Genomic DNA, 20,945 nt, shown 5'->3' with positions numbered 1-20,945 from the left:
CGCCCAGGAATTCGACGATCGCTGGTATCTGACCGGTGGTGCCGGCTTCAACCTGCAGGACAACGATCGCGGTACGCGCGACGCGCCGTTCGCGACGCTTGGCGTGGGCAAGTTCATCGCCCCGGAGTGGTCACTGGACGCGGAGCTGAACTACCAGAACCCGAACAATGACGCGAACCAGGACCTGAACTGGAGCCAGTACGGCATCTCGCTCGACCTGCGCCGCCACTTCATGGCCGAGGGTCGCAACTGGGCCCCGTACGTGCTGATGGGCGTGGGCTACCAGCGTTCGGAAGAAGAGTACGACGCGTTCCCGAGCACGATGTCGCCGGGCCAGCGCGAGGACGGCAACTTCGCCGCCAAGGTCGGCGTGGGTGCGCAGGGCGGCGTGGGCCGCGTGAAGATCCGCACCGAGCTGGCCTACCGTGCCGACTTCGACGACACCAGCGTCAGCGCCCCGAGCGAGGACTGGTTCGGCGACGTGCTGGCTTCGGTTGGCGTGGTGATCCCGCTGGGTCCGGAGCCGACCGCCCCGGTGGCCCCGGCGCCGGTGGCCCCGAGCTGCGCGGACATGGACAGCGACGGTGACGGCGTGAACGACTGCGACGACCGCTGCCCGGATTCGCAGCCCGGCCAGACGATCGGTCCGGACGGCTGCCCGGTGCCGGTGTCGATCGACCTGAAGGGCGTGAACTTCGACTTCGACAAGTCGACCCTGCGTCCCGACGCGGTGTCGATCCTCAACGAGGCGATCGAGATCCTGAAGCGCTACCCGGAGCTGAAGGTCGAAGTAGCAGGCCACACCGACTCGAAGGGCACCGACGCGTACAACCAGTCGCTGTCGGAGCGCCGCGCGACCGCGGTGTACGACTACCTGGCCTCGAACGGCATCGACTCGTCGCGGATGGTGGGTCCGACCGGTTACGGCGAGAGCCGCCCGATCGCGCCGAACACCAATGACGACGGTTCGGACAACCCGGACGGCCGCGCGCGCAACCGCCGCACGGAGCTGAACGTCCAGAACTGAGGACGTCGCTACAGGTGACACCACGAAGCCCGGCCCAGTGCCGGGCTTCGTTTTAATGCATGGTTAACATCTACCTGAATTGTGTATGATTGCGCCGCGACTGGCAGGTTGGGCGGCCGGGTGGCCAGTCCCCCCATGCCCACCGCCTTCCCCCGATTCATTCCTGACTGGTTAGGAGTAACTAATGAAAATTCGCGTCTTGAGCACTGCCCTGTTGGCAGGCCTGGTTTTCTCGCAGGTCGCTTCCGCCCAGGAATTCGACGATCGCTGGTATCTGACCGGTGGTGCCGGCTTCAACCTGCAGGACAACGATCGCGGTACGCGCGACGCGCCGTTCGCGACGCTTGGCGTGGGCAAGTTCATCGCCCCGGAGTGGTCACTGGACGCGGAGCTGAACTACCAGAACCCGAACAATGACGCGAACCAGGACCTGAACTGGAGCCAGTACGGCATCTCGCTCGACCTGCGCCGCCACTTCATGGCCGAGGGTCGCAACTGGGCCCCGTACGTGCTGATGGGCGTGGGCTACCAGCGTTCGGAAGAAGAGTACGACGCGTTCCCGAGCACGATGTCGCCGGGCCAGCGCGAGGACGGCAACTTCGCCGCCAAGGTCGGCGTGGGTGCGCAGGGCGGCGTGGGCCGCGTGAAGATCCGCACCGAGCTGGCCTACCGTGCCGACTTCGACGACACCAGCGTCAGCGCCCCGAGCGAGGACTGGTTCGGCGACGTGCTGGCTTCGGTTGGCGTGGTGATCCCGCTGGGTCCGGAGCCGACCGCCCCGGTGGCCCCGGCGCCGGTGGCCCCGAGCTGCGCGGACATGGACAGCGACGGTGACGGCGTGAACGACTGCGACGACCGCTGCCCGGATTCGCAGCCCGGCCAGACGATCGGTCCGGACGGCTGCCCGGTGCCGGTGTCGATCGACCTGAAGGGCGTGAACTTCGACTTCGACAAGTCGACCCTGCGTCCCGACGCGGTGTCGATCCTCAACGAGGCGATCGAGATCCTGAAGCGCTACCCGGAGCTGAAGGTCGAAGTAGCAGGCCACACCGACTCGAAGGGCACCGACGCGTACAACCAGTCGCTGTCGGAGCGCCGCGCGACCGCGGTGTACGACTACCTGGCCTCGAACGGCATCGACTCGTCGCGGATGGTGGGTCCGACCGGTTACGGCGAGAGCCGCCCGATCGCGCCGAACACCAATGACGACGGTTCGGACAACCCGGACGGCCGCGCGCGCAACCGCCGCACGGAGCTGAACGTCCAGAACTGAGGACGTCGCTACAGGTGACACCACGAAGCCCGGCCCAGTGCCGGGCTTCGTGCGTCTGGAGGCTGCTAGACTCTCGCCCTGTGCACGACGAAGCGGGGCAAGAGCAATGAAGCGGTCAGCGTTGATGGGTGTGGCGGCAACGGGACTCCTGGTTCCTGGAATGGCCCTGGCGGCGATCGACTGCGGCAGCCTGCCGAGCGCGGGCGTGGCCTCGCAGCGCGTCACGGTGCTTGCGCCGCTGGCGACCGAACTGGCCGCGCCCTCGTACATGCTCGGCGCCAACAGCGGCGTGCTGGGGCATGCGTACGACGAATCACAGACGGTGGACGAAGTGCTGCTGCGCCGGCGAATCGAAGGCTGCCGCAACGTGGCGATCGCAGCGCCCGCGAGCGTGGCGGATCCGAACGACCCCGGTGCCTACAAGCCCAAGACCGAATTCGACAACACGCCCTGGCGTTTCGACATGAACCAGAACGGCCGGCAGATGACCGCCGACGAGTTCGATGCCTGGATGAAGACGCGCGGCGTCCGGATCGCTCGCGGCCGGGCTCCCGTGCCGGCGGCGGGCGCCGTGGCCGCCCCGGCCGGCGATGCGCTGCCGACGGTCCCGGGCGTGCCTCCCGGGACCGCACCTGTCGAAGCAGCGGCAAAGGAAACCCAGCCTGCACAGGTTCCGGCGGACGACGGCTCCGAGCCGCGCTGACCCCTTTGCGGCATGGCGGCCCGCGGCGAAGCTGCGCCGCGGTGTCGCGCATCAGTCCTTGATGACGCCCAGCTCGCGCCCGATGCGGGTAAAGGCGTCGATGGCCCGGTCCAGGTGCTCGCGCGTGTGTGCGGCCGACAGCTGCGTGCGGATGCGCGCCTGGCCCTGCGGCACCACCGGGAAGAAGAACCCGATCGCGTAGATGCCTTCCTCGAGCAGGCGCTCGGCGAAGCGCTGCGCCAGCGGCGCGTCGTACAGCATCACCGGGCTGATCGGATGCGTGCCGGGCTTGATGTCGAAGCCGACCGCGGTCATGCGTTCGCGGAAGTACGCCGTGTTCTCCGCCAGCCGCTCGCGCAGTTCGCCGGCGGCGTCGAGCATCTGGAAGGCCTTCGTGCCCGCGGCCACCACGTGCGGCGGCAGCGAGTTCGAGAACAGGTAGGGCCGCGAGCGCTGGCGCAGCAGCTCGATCACCTCGGCCTTGGCCGTGGTGAAGCCGCCCAGCGCGCCGCCCATCGCCTTGCCCAGCGTGCCGGTGATGATGTCGATCTTTTCCAGCACGCCCTTGACCTCGGCCGAGCCGCGGCCGGTGGCGCCGATGAAGCCGGTGGCGTGGCATTCGTCGATGTGCACCAGCGCGCCGTACTTCCCGGCCAGCGCGGTGATCTCGTCCAGCGGCGCGATGAAGCCGTCCATCGAGAACACGCCGTCGGTGGTGATCATGATCGTGCGCGCGCCGTCGGCCTTCGCCTGCTTGAGCTGCGCTTCGAGCTCGCCCATGTCGCAGTTGGCGTAGCGGTAGCGCTTCGCCTTGCACAGGCGCACGCCGTCGATGATCGAAGCGTGGTTGAGCGAGTCGCTGATGATCGCGTCGCCTTCTCCCAGCAGCGGCTCGAACAGGCCGCCGTTGGCGTCGAAGCAGGCGGCATAGAGGATCGTGTCCTCCTTGCCGAAGAAGTCCGAAATCGTCCGCTCCAACTCCTTGTGCAGGTCCTGGGTGCCGCAGATGAAGCGCACCGAGGCCATGCCGAAGCCGTGGGTGTCCAGTGCATCCCGCGCGGCGGCGATCACGTCCGGATGGTCGGCAAGGCCGAGGTAGTTGTTGGCGCAGAAGTTCAGCACCCTGCGGCCGTCGGCAAGTTCGATCTCGGCCGACTGCGGGCTGGTGATGATGCGTTCTGCCTTGAACAGGCCGGCCTCGCGGATTTCGGCAAGGGTCTCGCTGTAGCGTGTGGTGAGGGACACAGGACACTCCTCGATGGTTGGGGAGGCAGATGGCGCCGCTGCGGCGCGACCTTCGGCGGCATGGAAGCCGCCGATGAGCCTACATGGGCGTATTCACGGCGTGTCGCGCCGCGGCGGCTCCACCTGCCCGCCGGGACGGACGACCGCCGGCTACCAGCTCAGGACCACCTTGCCCGACTTGCCGCTTTCCATCAGGTCGAAGCCCTTCTGGAACTCGTCGGCGGGCAGCTGGTGGCTCAGCACCTTGTGCAGCGGGAAGCCCGACAGCACCAGCTGGGTCATCTTGTACCAGGTCTCGTACATGCGCCGGCCATAGATGCCGTGCAGGGTGAGGCCCTTGAAGATCACCCGGTCCCAGTCGATGCCCGCGCCCTTGGGCAGCAGGCCGAGGAGTGCGACCTTGCCGCCGTGGTACATGCAGTCGAGCATGTCGTTGAAGGCCGCCGGGTTGCCGCTCATCTCCAGGCCCACGTCGAAGCCGTCCATGTGCAGCTCGGCCATGACGTCCTTCACCGAGGTCTTGCTGACGTTGACCACCCGCGTGGCGCCCATGTCGGCGGCCAGCTTCAGGCGGAAGTCGTTGACGTCGGTGACCACCACGTTGCGCGCGCCGATGTGCTTGCAGATGCCCGCGGCCATCACGCCGATCGGGCCGGCGCCGGTGATCAGCACGTCCTCGCCGACCACGTCGAACTCCAGCGCGCAGTGCGCGGCGTTGCCGTAGGGGTCGAAGAATGCGGCCAGCTCCGACGGGATCTGGTCCGGGATCGGCCACAGGTTGCTGGCCGGCATCACGATGTACTCGGCGAAGGCGCCGTTGCGGTTGACGCCGATGCCAACCGTGTTCGGACACAGGTGCTGGCGGCCGGCGCGGCAGTTGCGGCACTGGCCGCAAACGATGTGGCCTTCTGCGGACACGCGCTGGCCGATCTCGTAGCCGGTCGCGCCAGGACCCAGCTTCACCACGCGGCCCACGAACTCGTGGCCGATGACCAGGCCCTGCGGGATGGTGCGCTGCGCCCACTCGTCCCAGAGGTAGATGTGCAGGTCGGTGCCGCAGATCGCGGTCTTTTCGAGGCGGATCAGGACCTCGTTCGGGCCGGGTTCCGGCACCGGAACCTCTTCCATCCAGATGCCGCGGGCAAGCTCGCGCTTGACCAGCGCCTTCATGGTGGCGGGGATGGTGGATTGCTGGGACTGCGACATGGTTGGGCCGGTCGATGGTCGAAAGGCCCATTGTACCGCCGCGGGGGCGTGCCACCCGGGTCGTGACCGGCGGCATTTGCACCCGGTCGCCGCGCCGGCCTATGGTCGCGGGCTGTCCAGCCCACCGGGAATCCCATGCGCCTGAGCTCCATCGCCACGGCCCTCGCCGCCGCCCTGCTGCTGCCCACCGCCGCCCTGGCCGACGAGGGGATGTGGCTGCCCTCCCAGCTGCCGGAGATCGAATCCGCAATGCGCGCGTCCGGCTTCCAGGGCGACCCGAACGACCTGTCCGACCTGTCGAAGCCGCCGATGAGCGCCGTGGTCTCGCTGGGCGGCTGCACGGCGAGCTTCGTGTCGCCGCAGGGCCTGGTGGTCACAAACCATCACTGCGCGCATGGTGCGATCCAGCTGAATTCGACGCCTGAGAACAACCTGATCGCCAACGGCTTCAACGCCGCGACGACGGCCGACGAAGTGTCGGCGGGCCCGGGCGCGCGGGTGCTGGTGACCGACCGCTTCGAGCGCATCACCGACCGCATCCTTGCCGATGCCCGCGGCAGGACCGGCCGCGCCTACCACGACGCCGTCGAGGCCGCGTCCAAGGCCGCCGTGGCCCAGTGCGAGGCCGAGGAGCCCGGCTACCGCTGCAGCGTGGTCGACATGTATTACGGCACCGATTTCGACCTGGTGCGCCAGCTCGAGATCCGCGACGTGCGCCTGGTGTACGCGCCGCCGGACGCGATCGGCAGCTACGGCGACGAGATCGACAACTTCATGTGGCCGCGCCACAGCGGCGACTTCACCTTCTACCGCGCCTACGTCGGGCCGGACGGCAAGCCCGCGGCGTATTCGCCGGACAACGTGCCGTTCAAGCCCGCCGCCTGGCTGACGGTCTCGACCGATCCGCTGGCCGAGGGCGACTTCGCCATGTTGGCCGGCTATCCCGGCCGCACCTTCCGCCATCGCACCGCGGCCGAGTTCGCCGACCAGGTCGAATGGCAGCTTCCCTCGCGCGTGGAGCTGATGACCGCGCTGCTGGGTGCGGTGGAGCGCGGCAGCGCGGGCGATGCCGATGCCGAAGTGCGCTATGCCGCCCAGGTGGCGAGTCTCAAGAACACGCTCAAGCGGGCCCGGGGTGAGCTCGACGGCCTGCGCCGCAGCGATGCCGTCGCCGGCCGCCGCGCGGAAGAGGCGGCGATGGCGAAGTGGCTGTCCGGCCAGCCCGATGCCGCCGCGACGCGGGCCGACATCGAAGCCGCGGCCGCGGTGATCGCCTCCGCCCGGGCCACGCGCGAGCGCGACCAGCTGTTCGGCCTGATGCAGGCCCAGACCCAGCTGCTGGGCGGCGCGATGCGGCTGCAGCGCCTGGCGCTTGAGCGCGGCAAGCCCGACGCCGAGCGCGAAAGCGGCTACCAGCTGCGCGACGAGGCCCGGATCGAAGCCGCCCTGCGCCAGGCCCAGCGCCGCTACGCGCCGGCAGTGGAGCGCGCGATCCTGGCCGAGCTGCTGGGCCGCCATGCCGCGCTGCCGGCGGAGCAGCGCGTGCCCGAGGTCGATGCCGTCTTCGGTACCGACGCAGCGACGATCGCGTCGCGCCTGGAACGCCTGTACACCGGTGCCGCCCTGGCCGACGAAGCCGAGCGCCTGCGCCTGTTCGCCGCCGCCCCGGCCGAGGTCCAGGCCGCCACCGATCCGCTCATGCAGGCCGCCGCGACCCTGCAGCAGGCCGACCTGCGCTTCGAGGGCGAGGCCAAGGCCCGCGCCGGCGAGCTGCTGCGCCTGCGCCCGGCCTATATGCGCGGCATGATCGGCCACGCCCGCAGCGAGGGCAGGGCGGTCTACCCGGATGCCAACTCCACCCTGCGCGTGAGCCACGGCCGCATCCAGGGCCTGCAGCCGCGCGATGCGGTCAGCTGGTCGCCGCTGACCACGGTCGAAGGCATCGTCGAGAAGCACACCGGCGTGGCGCCCTTTGACGCGCCGCAGCCGCTGCTCGATGCCATCGCCCGCCGCGACTTCGGCGCCACCGTCGATCCCGGCCTCGGCACCCAGACCGTGAACCTGCTCACCAACCTCGACACCACCGGCGGCAACTCCGGCTCGCCGGTGATGGACGCGCGCGGCCGCCTGATCGGCCTGAACTTCGACAGCAACTGGGAGGCGGTCAGCGCCAGCTGGAAGTTCGACCCGCGCTACAAGCGCGCGATCCACGTCGACGCCCGCTACATGCGGTGGATCATGGCCCGCGTCTATCCCGCGCCGCAGCTGCTGCGCGAGATGGGGCTGCCGCTCGACCAGGCCGACCGGCAGGCTCCCGCCGCCGCCGGCGGCCGTTAAACTCCGAACCATCCAACCCGTCCAGGACACCGAACCTATGGGCAAGACCCTTCTCGCCGCCGCCGTCGCGGCCTTCGCGGCCGCTGCCGCCAGTCCCGCCCACTCCGGCGAAGGCATGTGGGTGCCGCAGCAGCTCCCCGAGATCGCCAAGCCGCTGAAGAAGGCAGGACTCAAGCTCAAGCCCGAACAGCTTGCCGACCTGACCGGGGACCCGCTCGGTGCCGTGGTCTCGCTGGGCGGCTGCACCGCGAGCTTCGTCTCGCCGCAGGGCCTGGTGGCGACCAACCACCACTGCGCCTATGGCGCGATCCAGCTCAACTCCACGCCCGAGAACAACCTCATGCGCGACGGCTTCTACGCCGCGGCGATCGGCGACGAGATCAGCGCCGGCCCGAACTCGCGCATCTTCGCGCTGGAGTCGATCGAGGACGTGACCGCCAAGGTGCAGGCCGCCGTGTCCGCGGCGCCCGATGCGATCGGCCGCACCAATGCGCTCGACGCGATCGAGAAGTCGCTCGTCGCCGGCTGCGAGGCCGACGAAGGTTACCGCTGCCGCCTGTACAGCTTTGCCGGTGGCAACACCTACCGCCTGTTCAAGAACCTCGAGATCAGCGACGTGCGCCTGGTCTACGCGCCGCAGGGCAGCGTAGGCGCCTACGGCGGCGAAACCGACAACTGGATGTGGCCGCGCCACACCGGCGACTTCGCCTTCTACCGCGCCTACGTCGGCAAGGACGGCAAGCCGGCCGCGTTCGCCGAAGACAACGTGCCCTACCAGCCGAAGCGCTGGCTGGAGTTCGCCGACAAACCACTGGGCGAGGGCGACTTCGTGATGGTCGCCGGCTATCCCGGCCGAACCGCGCGCTACGCGCTGGCCAGCGAGTTCAAGGACACGCAGGACTGGCAGTACCCGACCGTGGTCCGCCACTACAAGGCGCTGCAGAAGATGGTCGCAGAGGCCGGCAAGGCGAACCCCGACATCGAAGTGAAGTACGCCAGCACCATGCGCGGCTGGGAAAACGTCTACAAGAACTACGACAGCCAGCTCGCCGGCTTCGAGCGCACCAAGGCGATGGCCACCAAGGAGCGCCAGGAGGCCGAAGTGCTGGCATGGGCGCGGGAGGAGGGCGAAGCCGGCCAGGCCGTGCTCGACGCCTACGCGCGCATCCTCGAGCTCAACGAGGCCAGCCGCGCCACCCGCGAGCGCGACCTGGTGTTCGGCCAGTTCAACGGCACCGGGGTGCTGTCGACCGCGATCCGCGGCTACCGCCTGGCGATCGAGCGCGAGAAGCCCGACGCCGACCGCGAGCAGGGCTACCAGGAGCGCGACCTGCCCACGATCGAGGGCGCCGTGCGCCAGATGGAGCGTCGCTACGTGCCGGAGATGGACCGCGGCCTGCAGCGTTACTGGCTGGACCAGTACGTCAAGCTGCCGGACGCGCAGCGCCTCGAGGCCGTTGACGCCTGGCTGGGCGGAAGCAACGACAAGGCCATCGACGCCGCGCTCGATCGCCTGGGGCGCAGCGAGCTTGCCGACAGCACCGCGACCCGCCTGAAGTGGCTGAAGGCCGACCGCACGGCGTACGAATCCAGCAAGGATCCCGCGATCCGCTACGCAGTGGCGGTCATGCCCACGCTGCTGGCGCAGGAAGCCGAGCGCAAGGCGCGCGCCGGCGACGCGCTGCTGGCGCGCCCGGTCTACCTGCAGGCGGTGGCCGACTACAAGGCCAGCAAGGGCGAGTTCGTCTATCCGGACGCCAACTCTTCGCTGCGCATCACCTTCGGCAACGTCAAGCCCTACACCAAGCTCGACGGCACGCCGCAGAAGCCGTTCACCGTGCTCGAGGAGATCCCGGCCAAGGACACCGGCGTCGATCCGTTCGATGCGCCGAAGGCGCTGCTCGATGCCGTGGCCGCGAAGCGGTACGGCGGCCTGCAGGATCGCCGCCTGAAGTCGGTGCCGGTGAACTTCCTCGCCGACCTCGACATCACCGGCGGCAACTCCGGCTCGCCGGTGCTCGACGCGCAGGGCAAGCTGGTCGGCCTCGCCTTCGACGGCAACTGGGAGTCGGTGGCGTCGAACTGGGTGTTCGACCCGGTGATGACGCGCATGATCTCGGTCGACCAGCGCTACATGCGCTGGATCATGCAGGAGGTCTACCCGGCGCCGCGCGTGCTGGCCGAGCTGGGGCTGGAGCCGAAGCGTTGAGGATCCTGCTCGCGCGCCATGGCGAGACCGAGTGGAACCGCGCCGGCCGCTACCAGGGGCAGGAGGACATCCCGCTCTCCGATACCGGCGCAAAGCAGGCGCTGCGCCTGGGCGAGCGCCTGCACGACGTGCGCATCGACCGCGCCGTGGCCTCGCCGCTGTCGCGTGCGTACGACACGGCGCGGCTGGCGCTGGGCGAGGCGCGCGCGGACATGCTCGAGGTCGACCAGGGGCTGATGGAGATCGCCCACGGCAGCTGGGAGGGCAAGCTTGCCAGCGAGATCCGTGAAGTCGACCCGGAGCGCCTGGCTGCCTGGCGCGATACGCCGGACAAGGTGCAGATGCCGGGTGGCGAGTCACTGAAGCAGGTGCTTGAGCGTGCCTGGCCGGCGTTCGCGAAGGCCTGTGAAGGCCTGGGTCCGGAAGACACCCTGCTGGTGGTGTCACACGACGCGGTCAACCGCGTGCTGCTGTGCCGGGTGCTGGGCCTGCCGCTGTTCCGGCTGTGGACCTTCCGCCAGGCGCCGGCCACGCTCAACCTTCTGGAAGGACCCGATGTCGGGCACCTGGACGTGGTGCGCATGAACGACTGCGCGCACCACACCCTGCTGTTCGGCGAAGCGGTGCACCGGGCGCTCTGAACCATGGCCGCAGCGCGCAGCCTGCAGGACTGGCTCCGTGACATCGAGGGCCGGCATCCGCGCGAGGTCGACCTCGGCCTTGATCGCGTGCGCGACGTGGCCGCGCGCATGGGACTCGGCCGGCCGGCGCGCCTCGTGGCAACCGTCGCCGGCAGCAACGGAAAGGGCTCGACGGTGGCCTTCATCGAGGCCATCGCCGCGGCCGCCGGGCTGCGCGTGGGCGCCTACACCTCGCCGCACCTGCTGGCCTACAACGAGCGCGTGCGCATCGATGGCGAGGACGTGGACGATGCCGGCCTGGTGGCGGCGTTCGAAGCGGTCGAGGCCGCGCGCGGCGCGACCACGCTGACGTATTTCGAGTACGGCACGCTTGCCGCGCTGTGGCTGTTCGAACGCGCAGGGCTCGACCTCGCGGTGCTCGAGGTCGGGCTGGGCGGGCGCCTGGACGCGGTGAACCTGGTCGACCCCGACGTCGCGGTGGTCACCACCGTCGACCTCGACCACCAGGACTGGCTTGGCGCCGACCGCGAGGCCATCGGCACCGAAAAGGTGGGCATCGCGCGGCCGTGGACGCCGCTGGTGCTCGGCGAGGACGACCCGCCGTCGAGCGTGCTGGGCCACGCCTATGCCATCGGTGCCTCCGCGATCCGCGCCGGCAGCGATTACCGCTTCGGGCCGGACGACGCCGGCGACGGCTGGTGGTGGCGCGAGCCCGGGTTTGAACTGGCGCTGCCGCGGCCGCGCATGGCTGCGCCGGCGCAGCTGCGCAACGCCGCCGCCGCGATCGCCGCGCTGCGCGCGCTGGACGTCGAGATCGACGACGGCGCCTGGGCGGGCGGCGTGGCAACCGCACACGTTCCGGGGCGCCTGCAGCGCTTCGCGCGTGGGGGCGTGGAGGTGCTGGTGGATGTCGGCCACAACCCGCAGGCGGCGCGCGCGCTGGCCGAATGGCTGCGCGGGGCGCCGGCCATGCGCACGGTGGCCGTGTACGGCGCGCTGGCCGACAAGGACGCCGCCGGCGTGGTCGCGGCGATCGCGCCCTGCGTGGACGCCTGGCACCTTGCGGGCCTCGCCGGGGCCGGCGGCCGCGGCCGTGATGCCGATGCCCTGGCAGACGCCCTGGCCGGAACCACGGCGGCGAGCGGCCGGCGCCACGCCGACGTGCCCACGGGCCTGGCGGCGGCCCTGGAGGACGCCCGGCCGGATGGGCGCGTGATCGCCTTCGGCTCGTTCCACGTCGCCGGCGCGGCGCTCGCGTGGCTCGCTGCCGGGGATTCAGAAGCGGAGCCGGACGGGGCCGTATAATTCAGCGGCCCCCGTTGCCTCGAGCCCCCATGGACTCCGGACTGAAACAGCGCCTGATCGGCGCCGCGGTACTGATTGCGCTGGCCGTGATCTTCCTGCCGATGCTGGTGCAGGGTCCCGCCCCCGACAGCGGCGTGTCCGATCTTTCGCTGCACGTCCCGGACGCGCCCTCGGGCGACTACGTCACCCGGGACCTGCCGCTGGTGGTGCCCAGCGCCACGACCAGTGCCGGCCTGCTGGCCGGTGACGGCAGCCTGGCAACCGTGGACACCGCCACCGCAGCGCCGCAAGGCGACGCGCGCCTGGAGGACGCGGCCGACCTCGCATCCGACGTGGACGTGGTCCCGCTGGCGGACGGCGACGCGGCCGATGTGGAGGCCCCGCTGCCGGTGCAGGAGCGCCCCGTCGCGGACCCCGAGCCTCTCGCGCCACAGCGCCCGGTCGCGGCGGCCGAGCCCGAACCCGAAGCTCCTGCGCCGGCGAGGCCCGAACCTCCGAAGCCCGAACCTGCGGCGGCTCCCGCGCGCCTGCCTGCGGCCACCGCCGGCGGCGACTACGCGGTGAACTTCGGCGCCTACGGCTCGCGCGCCGATGCAGGCACCGTCGTCAACCGCCTGCGCCAGTCCAACCTCCCGGCCTACGTGGAAGAAACCCGCGTGCGAGATCGCGACGCCTGGCGGGTGCGCATCGGTCCCTACGCTTCGCGCGCCGATGCGGAATCCGCGCGCGTGCGCGCCGGCAGCATCGACTCGCGCGCCACTGCCGCGGTGGTCGCGCTGGACACGGCCGCGTCCGGCAGCAGCGCGGCGGCATCGAGGCCGGCGGCTCCAGCGGCCGCACCCCCGGCTGCGGCTCGCACACCCGCCTCAACGGCTGCGGCCGGCACCGGTTTCGCCGTGCAGCTTGGCGCCTATAACAACGCCAGCGAGGCCAACGCGCTGCGCGACCGGCTGCGCGCCGCGGGCATCGGTGCCTTCACCGACACCGTGCAGACCGACAAGGGCACGCTGACCCGGGTCAAGGCCGGTCCGGTGGTCACGCGCGGCGAAGCCGACCAGCTCAAGGCACGCGTGAAATCGAGCTTCAACATCGACGGTCTCGTGCGCTCGCATCCATAGCCGCGCTCGCGAAGCTGCGCGGCCAGCGCCGTCTTGCCCAAACCCGCCTTTCCACTCCAGACACACGCAGGACCCATCCCCATGTGCGGCATTGTCGGCATCGTCGGAACCACTGAAGTCGCACCCGCGCTGTACGACGGCCTGACGGTGTTGCAGCACCGCGGGCAGGACGCCGCCGGCATCGCCACGGGCTACGGCACGCGGCTGCGCGTGCACAAGGGCAACGGCCTGGTGCGCGATGTGTTCGACGATGCGTCGATGGCGCTGCTCCAGGGCCGCGTCGGCATCGGCCACTGCCGCTATCCCACCGCCGGCAGCGAGGGCCATGACGAAGCGCAGCCGTTCTACGTCAATTCGCCCTATGGCATCGCGCTCGCCCACAACGGCAACCTGATCAACACCGATGCGCTGCGCCGCGAGGTGTTCGAGACCGACCGCCGCAACGTCAATACCGAGTCCGACTCCGAGGTGCTGCTCAATGTGTTCGCGCACGAGCTCGACCGCGAGCGCGCGCTCACGCCCGAAGCGGCGCTGAAGGCGGTCGAAGGCCTGCACCGGCGTGCGCGCGGCGGCTATGCCGGCGTCGCCCTGGTGCTGGGCCTGGGGCTGGTCGCATTCCGCGACCCAAACGGCATCCGCCCGCTGGTACTTGGCAGGCGCGAGACCGGGGCCGGCACCGAGTACGCGGTGGCATCGGAGTCTGTGGCGCTGGACATCCTCGGCTTCGAGCGCGTGCGCGACGTCGAGCCGGGCGAAGGCATCGTCATCACCGCGAACGGCGAGCTGCACGCGCGCCAGTGCGTGGAAGCGGGCGAGCACGCGCCTTGCATCTTCGAGTACGTCTACTTCGCGCGCCCGGACTCGATGATCGAGAACATCTCGGTGCACAAGGCGCGGATGCGCATGGGCGTGACGCTGGGCGAGAAGATCCTGCGCGAGCGGCCCGACCACGACATCGACGTGGTGATCCCGATCCCGGACACCTCGCGCGATTCGGCGATGGAGATCGCCAATGCGCTGGGCGTGAAATACCGCGAGGGCTTCGTCAAGAACCGCTATGTCGGCCGCACCTTCATCATGCCGGGGCAGGGCGAACGGGTGAAGTCGGTGAAGCGCAAGCTCAACCCGATTCCGCTCGAATTCCGCAACCGGGTGGTGCTGCTGGTCGACGATTCGATCGTGCGCGGCACCACCTCCAAACAGATCGTGCAGATGGCGCGCGACGCCGGTGCGCGCAAGGTCTACCTGGCGTCGGCGGCGCCGCCGGTGCGGCATCCCAACGTCTACGGCATCGACATGCCCTCGGTGGACGAGCTGGTGGCCAACGGCCGCAGCGAGAAGGAGATCGAAGCGGTATTGGGCTGTGACTGGCTGATCTACCAGGACCTGGCCGACCTCGAAGCCGCTGTGGCCGGGCACAAGTTCCCCGGCAGGAAGTTCGACAGCTCCTGCTTCAGCGGCGAGTACGTGACCGGGATCGAGCCGGGCTACCTGGAGACGCTGCGCATGGCCAGGTCGGACGAGGCGAAGAAGAAGCGCCGCGTCGGCGCCTGAGCGTGGCGATGTCGCTGTTCGACGCCGCGGACGACTGCCTTGCCGCGGCGTCACCCGAGGACAAGGTCGCGGCCACGCACGCCGCGGCCGCGGCGTTCCGGCGCGGCGAGATTGTCATCGACACCGGCAGCGGATCCGGTAGCGGAGATGGGAGCGATGCCTGCGCGTCCGGGCCGGAGCCGATCCGCATGCCCGGCCGGCCGCCGCGGCCGCGCCTGGTGCATCCACGCGAACTGCCGCGACGCGGCTTCGGCAGCGACGAAGGCCGCGCCGCCTTCATCCACGCCATCGCCCACATCGAGTTCAACGCCATCGACCTCGGCTGGGACGCGGTCTACCGGTTCCGCGGCATGCCGGCGCAGTACTACGCCGACTGGGTGATGGTGGCCGACGACGAGGCCCGGCACTTCACCATGCTGCGTACGCGGCTGCAGGCGATGGGTTTCGACTATGGCGACTTCGACGCCCACAACGGGCTGTGGGAGATGGCGGAGAAGACAGCGCACGATGTGCTGGCGCGCATGGCGCTGGTGCCGCGCGTGCTCGAGGCGCGCGGCCTGGACGTGACGCCGGGGATGATCGTGAAGCTGCGCGCGCTGGGCGACGAGGCCACCGTCGAAATCCTCGAGGTGATCCTGCGCGAGGAAGTCGCCCACGTGGCCGCTGGCAGCCGATGGTTCCGCTGGTGCTGCGAACGTGCGGGCGTCGAGCCGGAGCCGCGGTTTCGCGAACTGTTGGCGGAGTACGCGCGCGCCGTGCTGCACGGTCCGTTCAATGTGGATGCGCGCAGCGCGGCGGGTTTCAGCGAGGACGAGCTGGCGGCGCTGCAGCAGCTCGCAAACTGACGCAGGGCGCCCCGCTGCCGCGCCCGGACGGAATCGTGGGAGCGGCTATAGCCGTGGTCGGCGTCCTGGCAACTCCTCTGGCGGCTTGCGGCTACAGCCGCTCCCAGGCCGTTTCGTGCAACCGTTCCTGACCTCGTCCCTGCAGCCGCCCCTGGAACCACGCCGCAGCCACGCTAGGGTGCGAGCCGGGACGTTGCCAGCGCCTGCAGCGCCAGGCCTGCAGCGTCCACGCGCAGCACCGAACCCTGCTCGTACCAGTCGCCCAGCACCACGCGGGTTTGGGCGCGGCCAGCCACCGTGTGCGTGTGCACTGCAGGACGGTGGGTGTGCCCGTGGATCAGCAGGTCCACGCCATGCGTACGGAACGCGGCATCGACGGCGTCGGGTGCGACGTCGGTGATGGTTTCCATGGTGCCGGCGTCACGCAGCTCGCCCTGGCGCGCCTGGCTGGCGGCGCGCGCCTGGTGGGCGAATGCGAGCCTGGCCTCCAGCGGTTGCGCGAGGAACTGCGCTTGCCACGCCGGGTCGCGCGTCTGCATCCTGAACTGCTGGTAGGCCACGTCGTCGGTGCACAGCGTGTCGCCGTGCATCAGCAGCGCGTGCCGTCCGTGCAGGTCGACGACGGTCGGATCCTCCAGCAGCACCATTCCCGCCCGCCGTGCGTAATCGGCACCCAGCAGGAAGTCGCGGTTGCCGTGCATGAAATGCACCGGCACGCCCGATGCAGCGAGCGCTGCGAGCCGGTCCGCTACGAGCGCGCCGACCTGCGACGGATCATCGTCCCCGACCCAGGATTCGAACAGGTCACCGAGGATGTAGAGCGCGTCGGCCCTGCGCGCCTCGCCGTCGAGGAACTCGCCGAACAGGCGGGTGATGTCCGGGCGCGCGGGGTGGAGGTGCAGGTCGGAAACAAAAAGGGTGGCCATGGAGCGATTGTAGTGCGCCGCGGCTTCAGTCCGCTCCAAGTTCGCGGCGCAGCCAGGCGCCGCCCATGCGCCATTCGCGCCGCACGGCAGCGGAGGAGAGGCCGGTCGCGGCGGCGATCTGCCCGCCGTGCGTCTGCGGCCCGCCCGGTCCGGCCGCCGGGCTAAAATGCACGGCCCTGCCCGCATCGACCCGCCATGACCGTCCGCACCCGCTTCGCCCCCAGCCCCACCGGCTACCTGCACATCGGCGGCGCCCGCACCGCGCTGTACTGCTGGCTGGAGGCGCGCCGCCGCGGCGGCAGCTTCATCCTGCGCATCGAGGACACCGATCGCGAGCGCAGCACCCAGGCGGCAATCGACGCCATCCTCGAAGCGATGGCATGGCTCGGCCTGGACTATGACGAAGGCCCGATCTACCAGACCTCGCGCGTGGAGCGCTATCGCGAAGTGGCCGAACAGCTCGTCGCGGCGGGCCAGGCCTACTACGCCTACGAGTCGAAGGACGAGCTCGACGCCATGCGCGAGGCGGCGATGGCCAAGGGCGACAAGCCGCGCTACAACGGCGCCTACCGCGACCAGGGTGCGCCGTACCGCGACGATCCCGACCGTGTGATCCGCCTGAAGAATCCGCTCGACGGCGTGGTGGCCTGGGAGGACAAGGTCAAGGGCCGCATCGAGATCAGCAACGCCGAGCTCGACGACCTCGTCATCTTCCGTCCCGACGGCTACCCGACCTACAACTTCGCCGTCGTGGTCGACGACCTGGACATGGGCATCACCGACGTCGTCCGCGGCGACGACCACGTCAACAACACCCCGCGGCAGATCAACATCTATCGCGCGCTGGGCGCTGATGTGCCGTCGTTCTCGCACCTGCCGATGATCCTCGACGAGCAGGGCGCCAAGCTGTCCAAGCGCACCGGCGCGGCGGACGTCATGCAGTACCGCGATGCCGGCTACCTGCCGCACGCGCTGCTCAACTACCTGGTGCGCCTGGGCTGGTCGCACGGCGACCAGGAGATCTTCTCGATCGAGGAGATGAGGTCGCTGTTCGACCTCAAGGACGTCAACGCAAAGGCCGCGCGCCTGGACATGGCGAAGCTGGGCTGGCTGAACCAGCAGTACCTGAAGGACGACGCGCCTGCGGACGTCGCGAGGCACCTCGAATGGCACCTGCGCGAGGCCGGTTACGACCTCGCCGCCGGCCCCGCCCCGGCCGACGTCGTACTGGCCCTGCGCGACCGCGTGCAGACGCTGAAGGACATGGCTGAACGCGCCGCGGTCTGGTACCAGCCGCTCACGGATTACGACGACAAGGCCGTGGCCAAGCACCTGAAGTCCGAGGCGAAGGCGCCGCTGGCCGAGGCGCGCCACCGCATGGCCGCGCTCGCGGAATGGAACGTCGAAGCGATCGCCGGAGCCCTGCAGGCCACCGCGGAAACGCTTGGCCTGGGCATGGGCAAGGTTGCGCAGCCGCTGCGCGTGGCGATCACCGGCACCCAGGTCAGCCCGGACATCGCACACACCGTCTACCTCGCCGGCCGCGACCAGGCCCTCGAACGCATCGATGCCGCGGTCGAACTCATTCCCGGGTAAGCCCTGTGGGAGCCCTTGTGGGAGCGGCCATGGCCGCGATGCTCTTGCGCCGCTCCACCGCGGAGCGATCGCCGCTATAGCGGCTCCCACATATGCGCATGGCAGTCGGTGATGGCAGCGGGCAGGGCGGCTTGAGTCCCTGCCTGTTCGGCACCATCATCGCTGCATGCCAGCGCATGCCTGCACCGATCCCAAGCACCACGTCCACGACGCCCCGGCCTTCGTGGCCGCGGTCGAGCGCGCCTGCCGCGAGCGCGGCCTGCGGCTGACGCCGATCCGCGCGCACGTGCTGGGCCTGATCGCGGAGACCGAACAGCCGATCAAAGCCTACGACCTGCTCGACCGCGTGCGCGAAGGCAAGGGTCCCGGGGCCGCCGGGCCACCTACGGTCTACCGCGCGCTGGACTTCCTGCTCGCCAACGGCTTCATCCACAAACTGCAGTCGGTCAACGCCTTCGTCGCCTGCCACCACCCGAGCACCGCGCAGCATTCGGTGCCGTTCCTGATCTGCGACAGCTGCCATTCGGCGGTCGAGCTCGAGGACAGCAAGATCGTCGCCGCGCTCGACGATCGCGCGCGTGGGCTCGGTTTCCGCCCGCGTGCGCAGACGCTCGAAGTGCATGGCACCTGCGCCGACTGCGCAGGGAAGGACTAGGCCGCCAGGCGACGCCGCGCGATCGAGCACGACGCCGCAAGCGGGCGCCTGACCGCTAGAACAGCACGCGCACGCCGGCGCTCGCGCCCCGGCCGGCCATCGGCGCCAGGTCCTTGAGGAACGAGGTGTGCACCCGGGCCTCCCTGTCGAGCAGGTTGGTGCCGTTGACGAACAGTTCGACCGCGTTGCCGCTGGCGGTGTCCATGTGCCAGGCCAGGTTCGCGTGCACCAGCGTGTGGCCCTGCGTGGCGTCCTCGAACGCGGCCACGTCGTCCTGCCGCGCATAGCGAACCGCGCCGATGCCCGCGCGCCACTGGTTGCCGGTCCAGCGCAGGTCGGCGCCGATGCGCGCGGGCGCGATCCGGGGCAGGTCGCCTTTGAGCGCCAGCTCGGCCACGTAGTCGTGCGCGTGGTCTCCGTGGGGCACCGACACTTCGATCGTGCGCGTCCCCTGGCCGGCAAGCCGCCCGCGCACCACGTCGGCGAAGGCGCTCAGGGTCCACGCGCCGCTGTCGTTGTCGATGAAGGTCCATTCCGCGTCCAGTTCACCGCCGCTGAAGCGCGCGTCAGCCTGGGTCCAGGCCCGCACCGGCAGGCCGCCGTCGACGATCCCGGTATCGGCCAGGTAGATGAAGTCGTCGTAGCGCACGTGGTAGAGCGCCGCGCCCACGCGCAGCGGGCCGCGGTGCCAGTGCAGGCCGACCTCGGCGCGGTTGGCGGTCTCGACGTCCAGGGCCGAATCGCCGAATTCGTGGCTCTGCGTCGCCACGTGCATGCCGCTGGAATACAGCTCCTCGGCGGTGGGCGAGCGCTGCGCACGGTCCAGGCCGAAGGACGCGTGCACGTCCGGCGTCAGGTCCCAGCGCGACGCCAGCGACAGGCTGGTCGTGCTGAAGTCCCGCGAATGCCCGGCGTCGGCCGCGATGTCGATGCCGTTGCGGTCGTGGCGCAGGCCGAGTTCGAGGCTGGCAGGACCGAAGTCCCGTTCGCCGATCCAGAACATGCCGGCGTCGCGCGATTCGGAGTCGGGCACGAAGGCTTCGGCGCCCGCCGCGGCGAAGTCGCGCTGCGACCACTGCAGGCCGAAGGCGCCTTCCCAGCCGCCGAGGGGCCGGTGCGCGAGCTCAAGCCGGCCCTCGATGGTTTCGTTGTCGAACACGGTGCCGACCTCGTCGCCCTCGTATTCGGTGTGGGTGTAGTCGGTGTGCGCGATCCTCGCGCGCAGGCTCTGGAAGGGGCCGACGTCGTCGAGCCCGCCGCGTAGTTCGGTGCGGCGCTGGTCCATCACGATGTGGACGCCGCCATGGCCTTCGGCGTCGTGGTCGTGGTCATGATCCCCGCCGTGCCCGTGGCCGTCGTCCTCTTCGGCATGGACATGGCCGGGCACGCCGTAGCGTGTGTTGAACAGGCTCTGGCCGACACCGATGAAACCGCGGTCGCCGACCCAGGACAGGCCCAGGGCGCCGCTGTCCGTGCGCACGAAGCTGTTGGGCAGCGTGCCGCGCGCGTCGTCGTCGCCGAGGTCGTCGTGTTCGTGCTCAGCACGCAGGGCGGCGCTTTCCGCATGGCCGGGAATGTCGACGTCACCCGTCTCCCGGTGCAGCGCGTCGACATGGAACACCAGCCGCCCCGAGGCCGAAGTGCCATCCAGGCGAAGCATGCCGGTGCGCTCGTCGTTGACGCTGCCGGCGCGCAGCTCGGCACGACCCTCGAGCGGCCGTGACGTGGCGGTTTCCGGAATGCGGCCATCGACCACGTTGACCGCGCCGCCGATGGCGCCGTTGCCGTACAGCAGGCTGGCCGGGCCCTTCAGCACTTCGATCTGGTTGGCCAGGAAGGGCTCGATGCTCACCGCGTGATCGACGCTGACCGTCGACACGTCGCCGGCGGCAAGCCCGTCACTGAGCACCTGCACGCGCGCGCCTTCCATGCCGCGGATGATCGGGCGGCCGACGCCGGCGCCGAAGAAGGACGACTGGACGCCGGGCAGGCGCGCGACGGTTTCGCCGATGGAGTTGGCCTTTGCATCGTCAAGGCGCTCGCCGGCAAGGACGGCCACGGGCCGGGCAAGGTCTTCGGCGGTGCGGGCGATGGGGTTGGCGCGGACCCTGATCGTGTCGAGTTCGGTCACGCCGTGCTCGTGGCCGGCCTCTTCCCGGGGCGCGTCCTGCGCCGTTGCGGGCAGGGCCATGACCAGCAGGATCGCGGTGGCGAGTACGCCGGGGCAGTGAGCAATGGCGCGGGAGTTGCGTGTATTCGTGGTCATTGGGGCCGGTGTGGTGAATTCGAATGAAATGTTATACTG

Annotated in this window: 15 protein-coding genes and 1 pseudogene; 12 read left to right on the top strand and 4 right to left on the bottom strand. The window is 70.1% G+C overall.

Annotation, left to right across the window (positions count from 1 at the left end):
• From WCE39_RS08425 to WCE39_RS08415, 3 genes and pseudogenes are all read left to right on the top strand, one after another.
• The coding region (locus WCE39_RS08425; protein WP_343276239.1) for an OmpA family protein at positions 1-1,027 on the top strand (1,027 nt) is incomplete at its 5' end.
• A gap of 184 nt (positions 1,028-1,211) precedes the next feature.
• Positions 1,212-2,300: an OmpA family protein gene (locus WCE39_RS08420; protein ID WP_343276238.1), complete on the top strand. Its 1,089-nt coding sequence runs from the start codon at positions 1,212-1,214 to the stop codon at positions 2,298-2,300.
• Between the two features lie 106 nt (positions 2,301-2,406).
• Positions 2,407-2,910, top strand: a pseudogene (locus WCE39_RS08415) (hypothetical protein); the annotation flags it as partial.
• A 144-nt stretch (positions 2,911-3,054) separates the two neighbouring features.
• On the opposite strand, the gene kbl reads toward WCE39_RS08415, so the two are convergent.
• Together kbl and tdh are read right to left on the bottom strand one after the other, a co-directional pair.
• Positions 3,055-4,248: a glycine C-acetyltransferase gene (gene kbl / locus WCE39_RS08410; protein ID WP_449284002.1), complete on the bottom strand. Its 1,194-nt coding sequence runs from the start codon at positions 4,246-4,248 to the stop codon at positions 3,055-3,057.
• A 150-nt stretch (positions 4,249-4,398) separates the two neighbouring features.
• Complete coding sequence (tdh, locus tag WCE39_RS08405) at positions 4,399-5,430, bottom strand: L-threonine 3-dehydrogenase (RefSeq protein ID WP_343276242.1); 1,032 nt, start codon at positions 5,428-5,430, stop codon at positions 4,399-4,401.
• A 159-nt stretch (positions 5,431-5,589) separates the two neighbouring features.
• On the opposite strand from tdh, the gene WCE39_RS08400 reads away from it, so the two are divergent.
• The 7 genes from WCE39_RS08400 to WCE39_RS08370 all read left to right on the top strand — a co-directional run bounded on the left by WCE39_RS08400 (position 5,590) and on the right by WCE39_RS08370 (position 15,463).
• Positions 5,590-7,791: a S46 family peptidase gene (locus WCE39_RS08400; protein WP_343276236.1), complete on the top strand. Its 2,202-nt coding sequence runs from the start codon at positions 5,590-5,592 to the stop codon at positions 7,789-7,791.
• A gap of 37 nt (positions 7,792-7,828) precedes the next feature.
• The gene (locus WCE39_RS08395; protein WP_343276235.1) at positions 7,829-10,000 is read left to right on the top strand and encodes a S46 family peptidase; all 2,172 of its coding nucleotides are present in this window, start codon (positions 7,829-7,831) and stop codon (positions 9,998-10,000) included.
• Positions 9,997-10,641, top strand: coding sequence for a histidine phosphatase family protein (locus tag WCE39_RS08390; protein ID WP_343276234.1), 645 nt, complete (start codon positions 9,997-9,999; stop codon positions 10,639-10,641). Before WCE39_RS08395 ends, WCE39_RS08390 begins: the two co-directional genes overlap by 4 nt.
• 3 nt (positions 10,642-10,644) lie before the next feature.
• Entirely contained in the window at positions 10,645-11,946 is a 1,302-nt protein-coding gene (gene folC, locus WCE39_RS08385) for a bifunctional tetrahydrofolate synthase/dihydrofolate synthase (protein ID WP_343276233.1), read from the top strand.
• Between the two features lie 29 nt (positions 11,947-11,975).
• Positions 11,976-13,064 carry an SPOR domain-containing protein gene (locus tag WCE39_RS08380; protein WP_343276232.1) on the top strand — a complete coding sequence of 363 codons (1,089 nt, stop codon included), beginning with the start codon at positions 11,976-11,978 and terminating at the stop codon, positions 13,062-13,064.
• Positions 13,065-13,145: 81 nt separating this feature from the next.
• Positions 13,146-14,618 (top strand): amidophosphoribosyltransferase, encoded by a 1,473-nt coding sequence (gene purF, locus WCE39_RS08375; protein ID WP_343276231.1) that lies wholly within the window; start codon positions 13,146-13,148, stop codon positions 14,616-14,618.
• An 8-nt stretch (positions 14,619-14,626) separates the two neighbouring features.
• Complete coding sequence (locus tag WCE39_RS08370) at positions 14,627-15,463, top strand: ferritin-like domain-containing protein (RefSeq protein ID WP_343276230.1); 837 nt, start codon at positions 14,627-14,629, stop codon at positions 15,461-15,463.
• A gap of 173 nt (positions 15,464-15,636) precedes the next feature.
• Here the strand turns inward: WCE39_RS08370 and lpxH are convergent, their stop codons facing one another.
• Positions 15,637-16,389, bottom strand: a complete 753-nt coding sequence (gene lpxH / locus WCE39_RS08365) for a UDP-2,3-diacylglucosamine diphosphatase (protein ID WP_343276229.1) — start codon at positions 16,387-16,389, stop codon at positions 15,637-15,639.
• A gap of 195 nt (positions 16,390-16,584) precedes the next feature.
• Here lpxH and gltX point away from each other — a divergent pair, with 195 nt between their 5' ends.
• The gene (gene gltX / locus WCE39_RS08360) at positions 16,585-17,985 is read left to right on the top strand and encodes a glutamate--tRNA ligase (protein ID WP_343276228.1); all 1,401 of its coding nucleotides are present in this window, start codon (positions 16,585-16,587) and stop codon (positions 17,983-17,985) included.
• A gap of 166 nt (positions 17,986-18,151) precedes the next feature.
• Complete coding sequence (locus tag WCE39_RS08355; RefSeq protein ID WP_343276227.1) at positions 18,152-18,640, top strand: transcriptional repressor; 489 nt, start codon at positions 18,152-18,154, stop codon at positions 18,638-18,640.
• Positions 18,641-18,695: 55 nt separating this feature from the next.
• On the opposite strand, the gene WCE39_RS08350 is transcribed toward WCE39_RS08355, so the two are convergent.
• Complete coding sequence (locus WCE39_RS08350; protein ID WP_343276226.1) at positions 18,696-20,906, bottom strand: TonB-dependent receptor; 2,211 nt, start codon at positions 20,904-20,906, stop codon at positions 18,696-18,698.
• Positions 20,907-20,945 lie beyond the last annotated feature (39 nt).

This window comes from Luteimonas yanweni (genome assembly GCF_039548475.1).
Lineage (GTDB): Bacteria > Pseudomonadota > Gammaproteobacteria > Xanthomonadales > Xanthomonadaceae > Luteimonas.
This window is presented reverse-complemented; position numbering and strand designations above follow the sequence as displayed.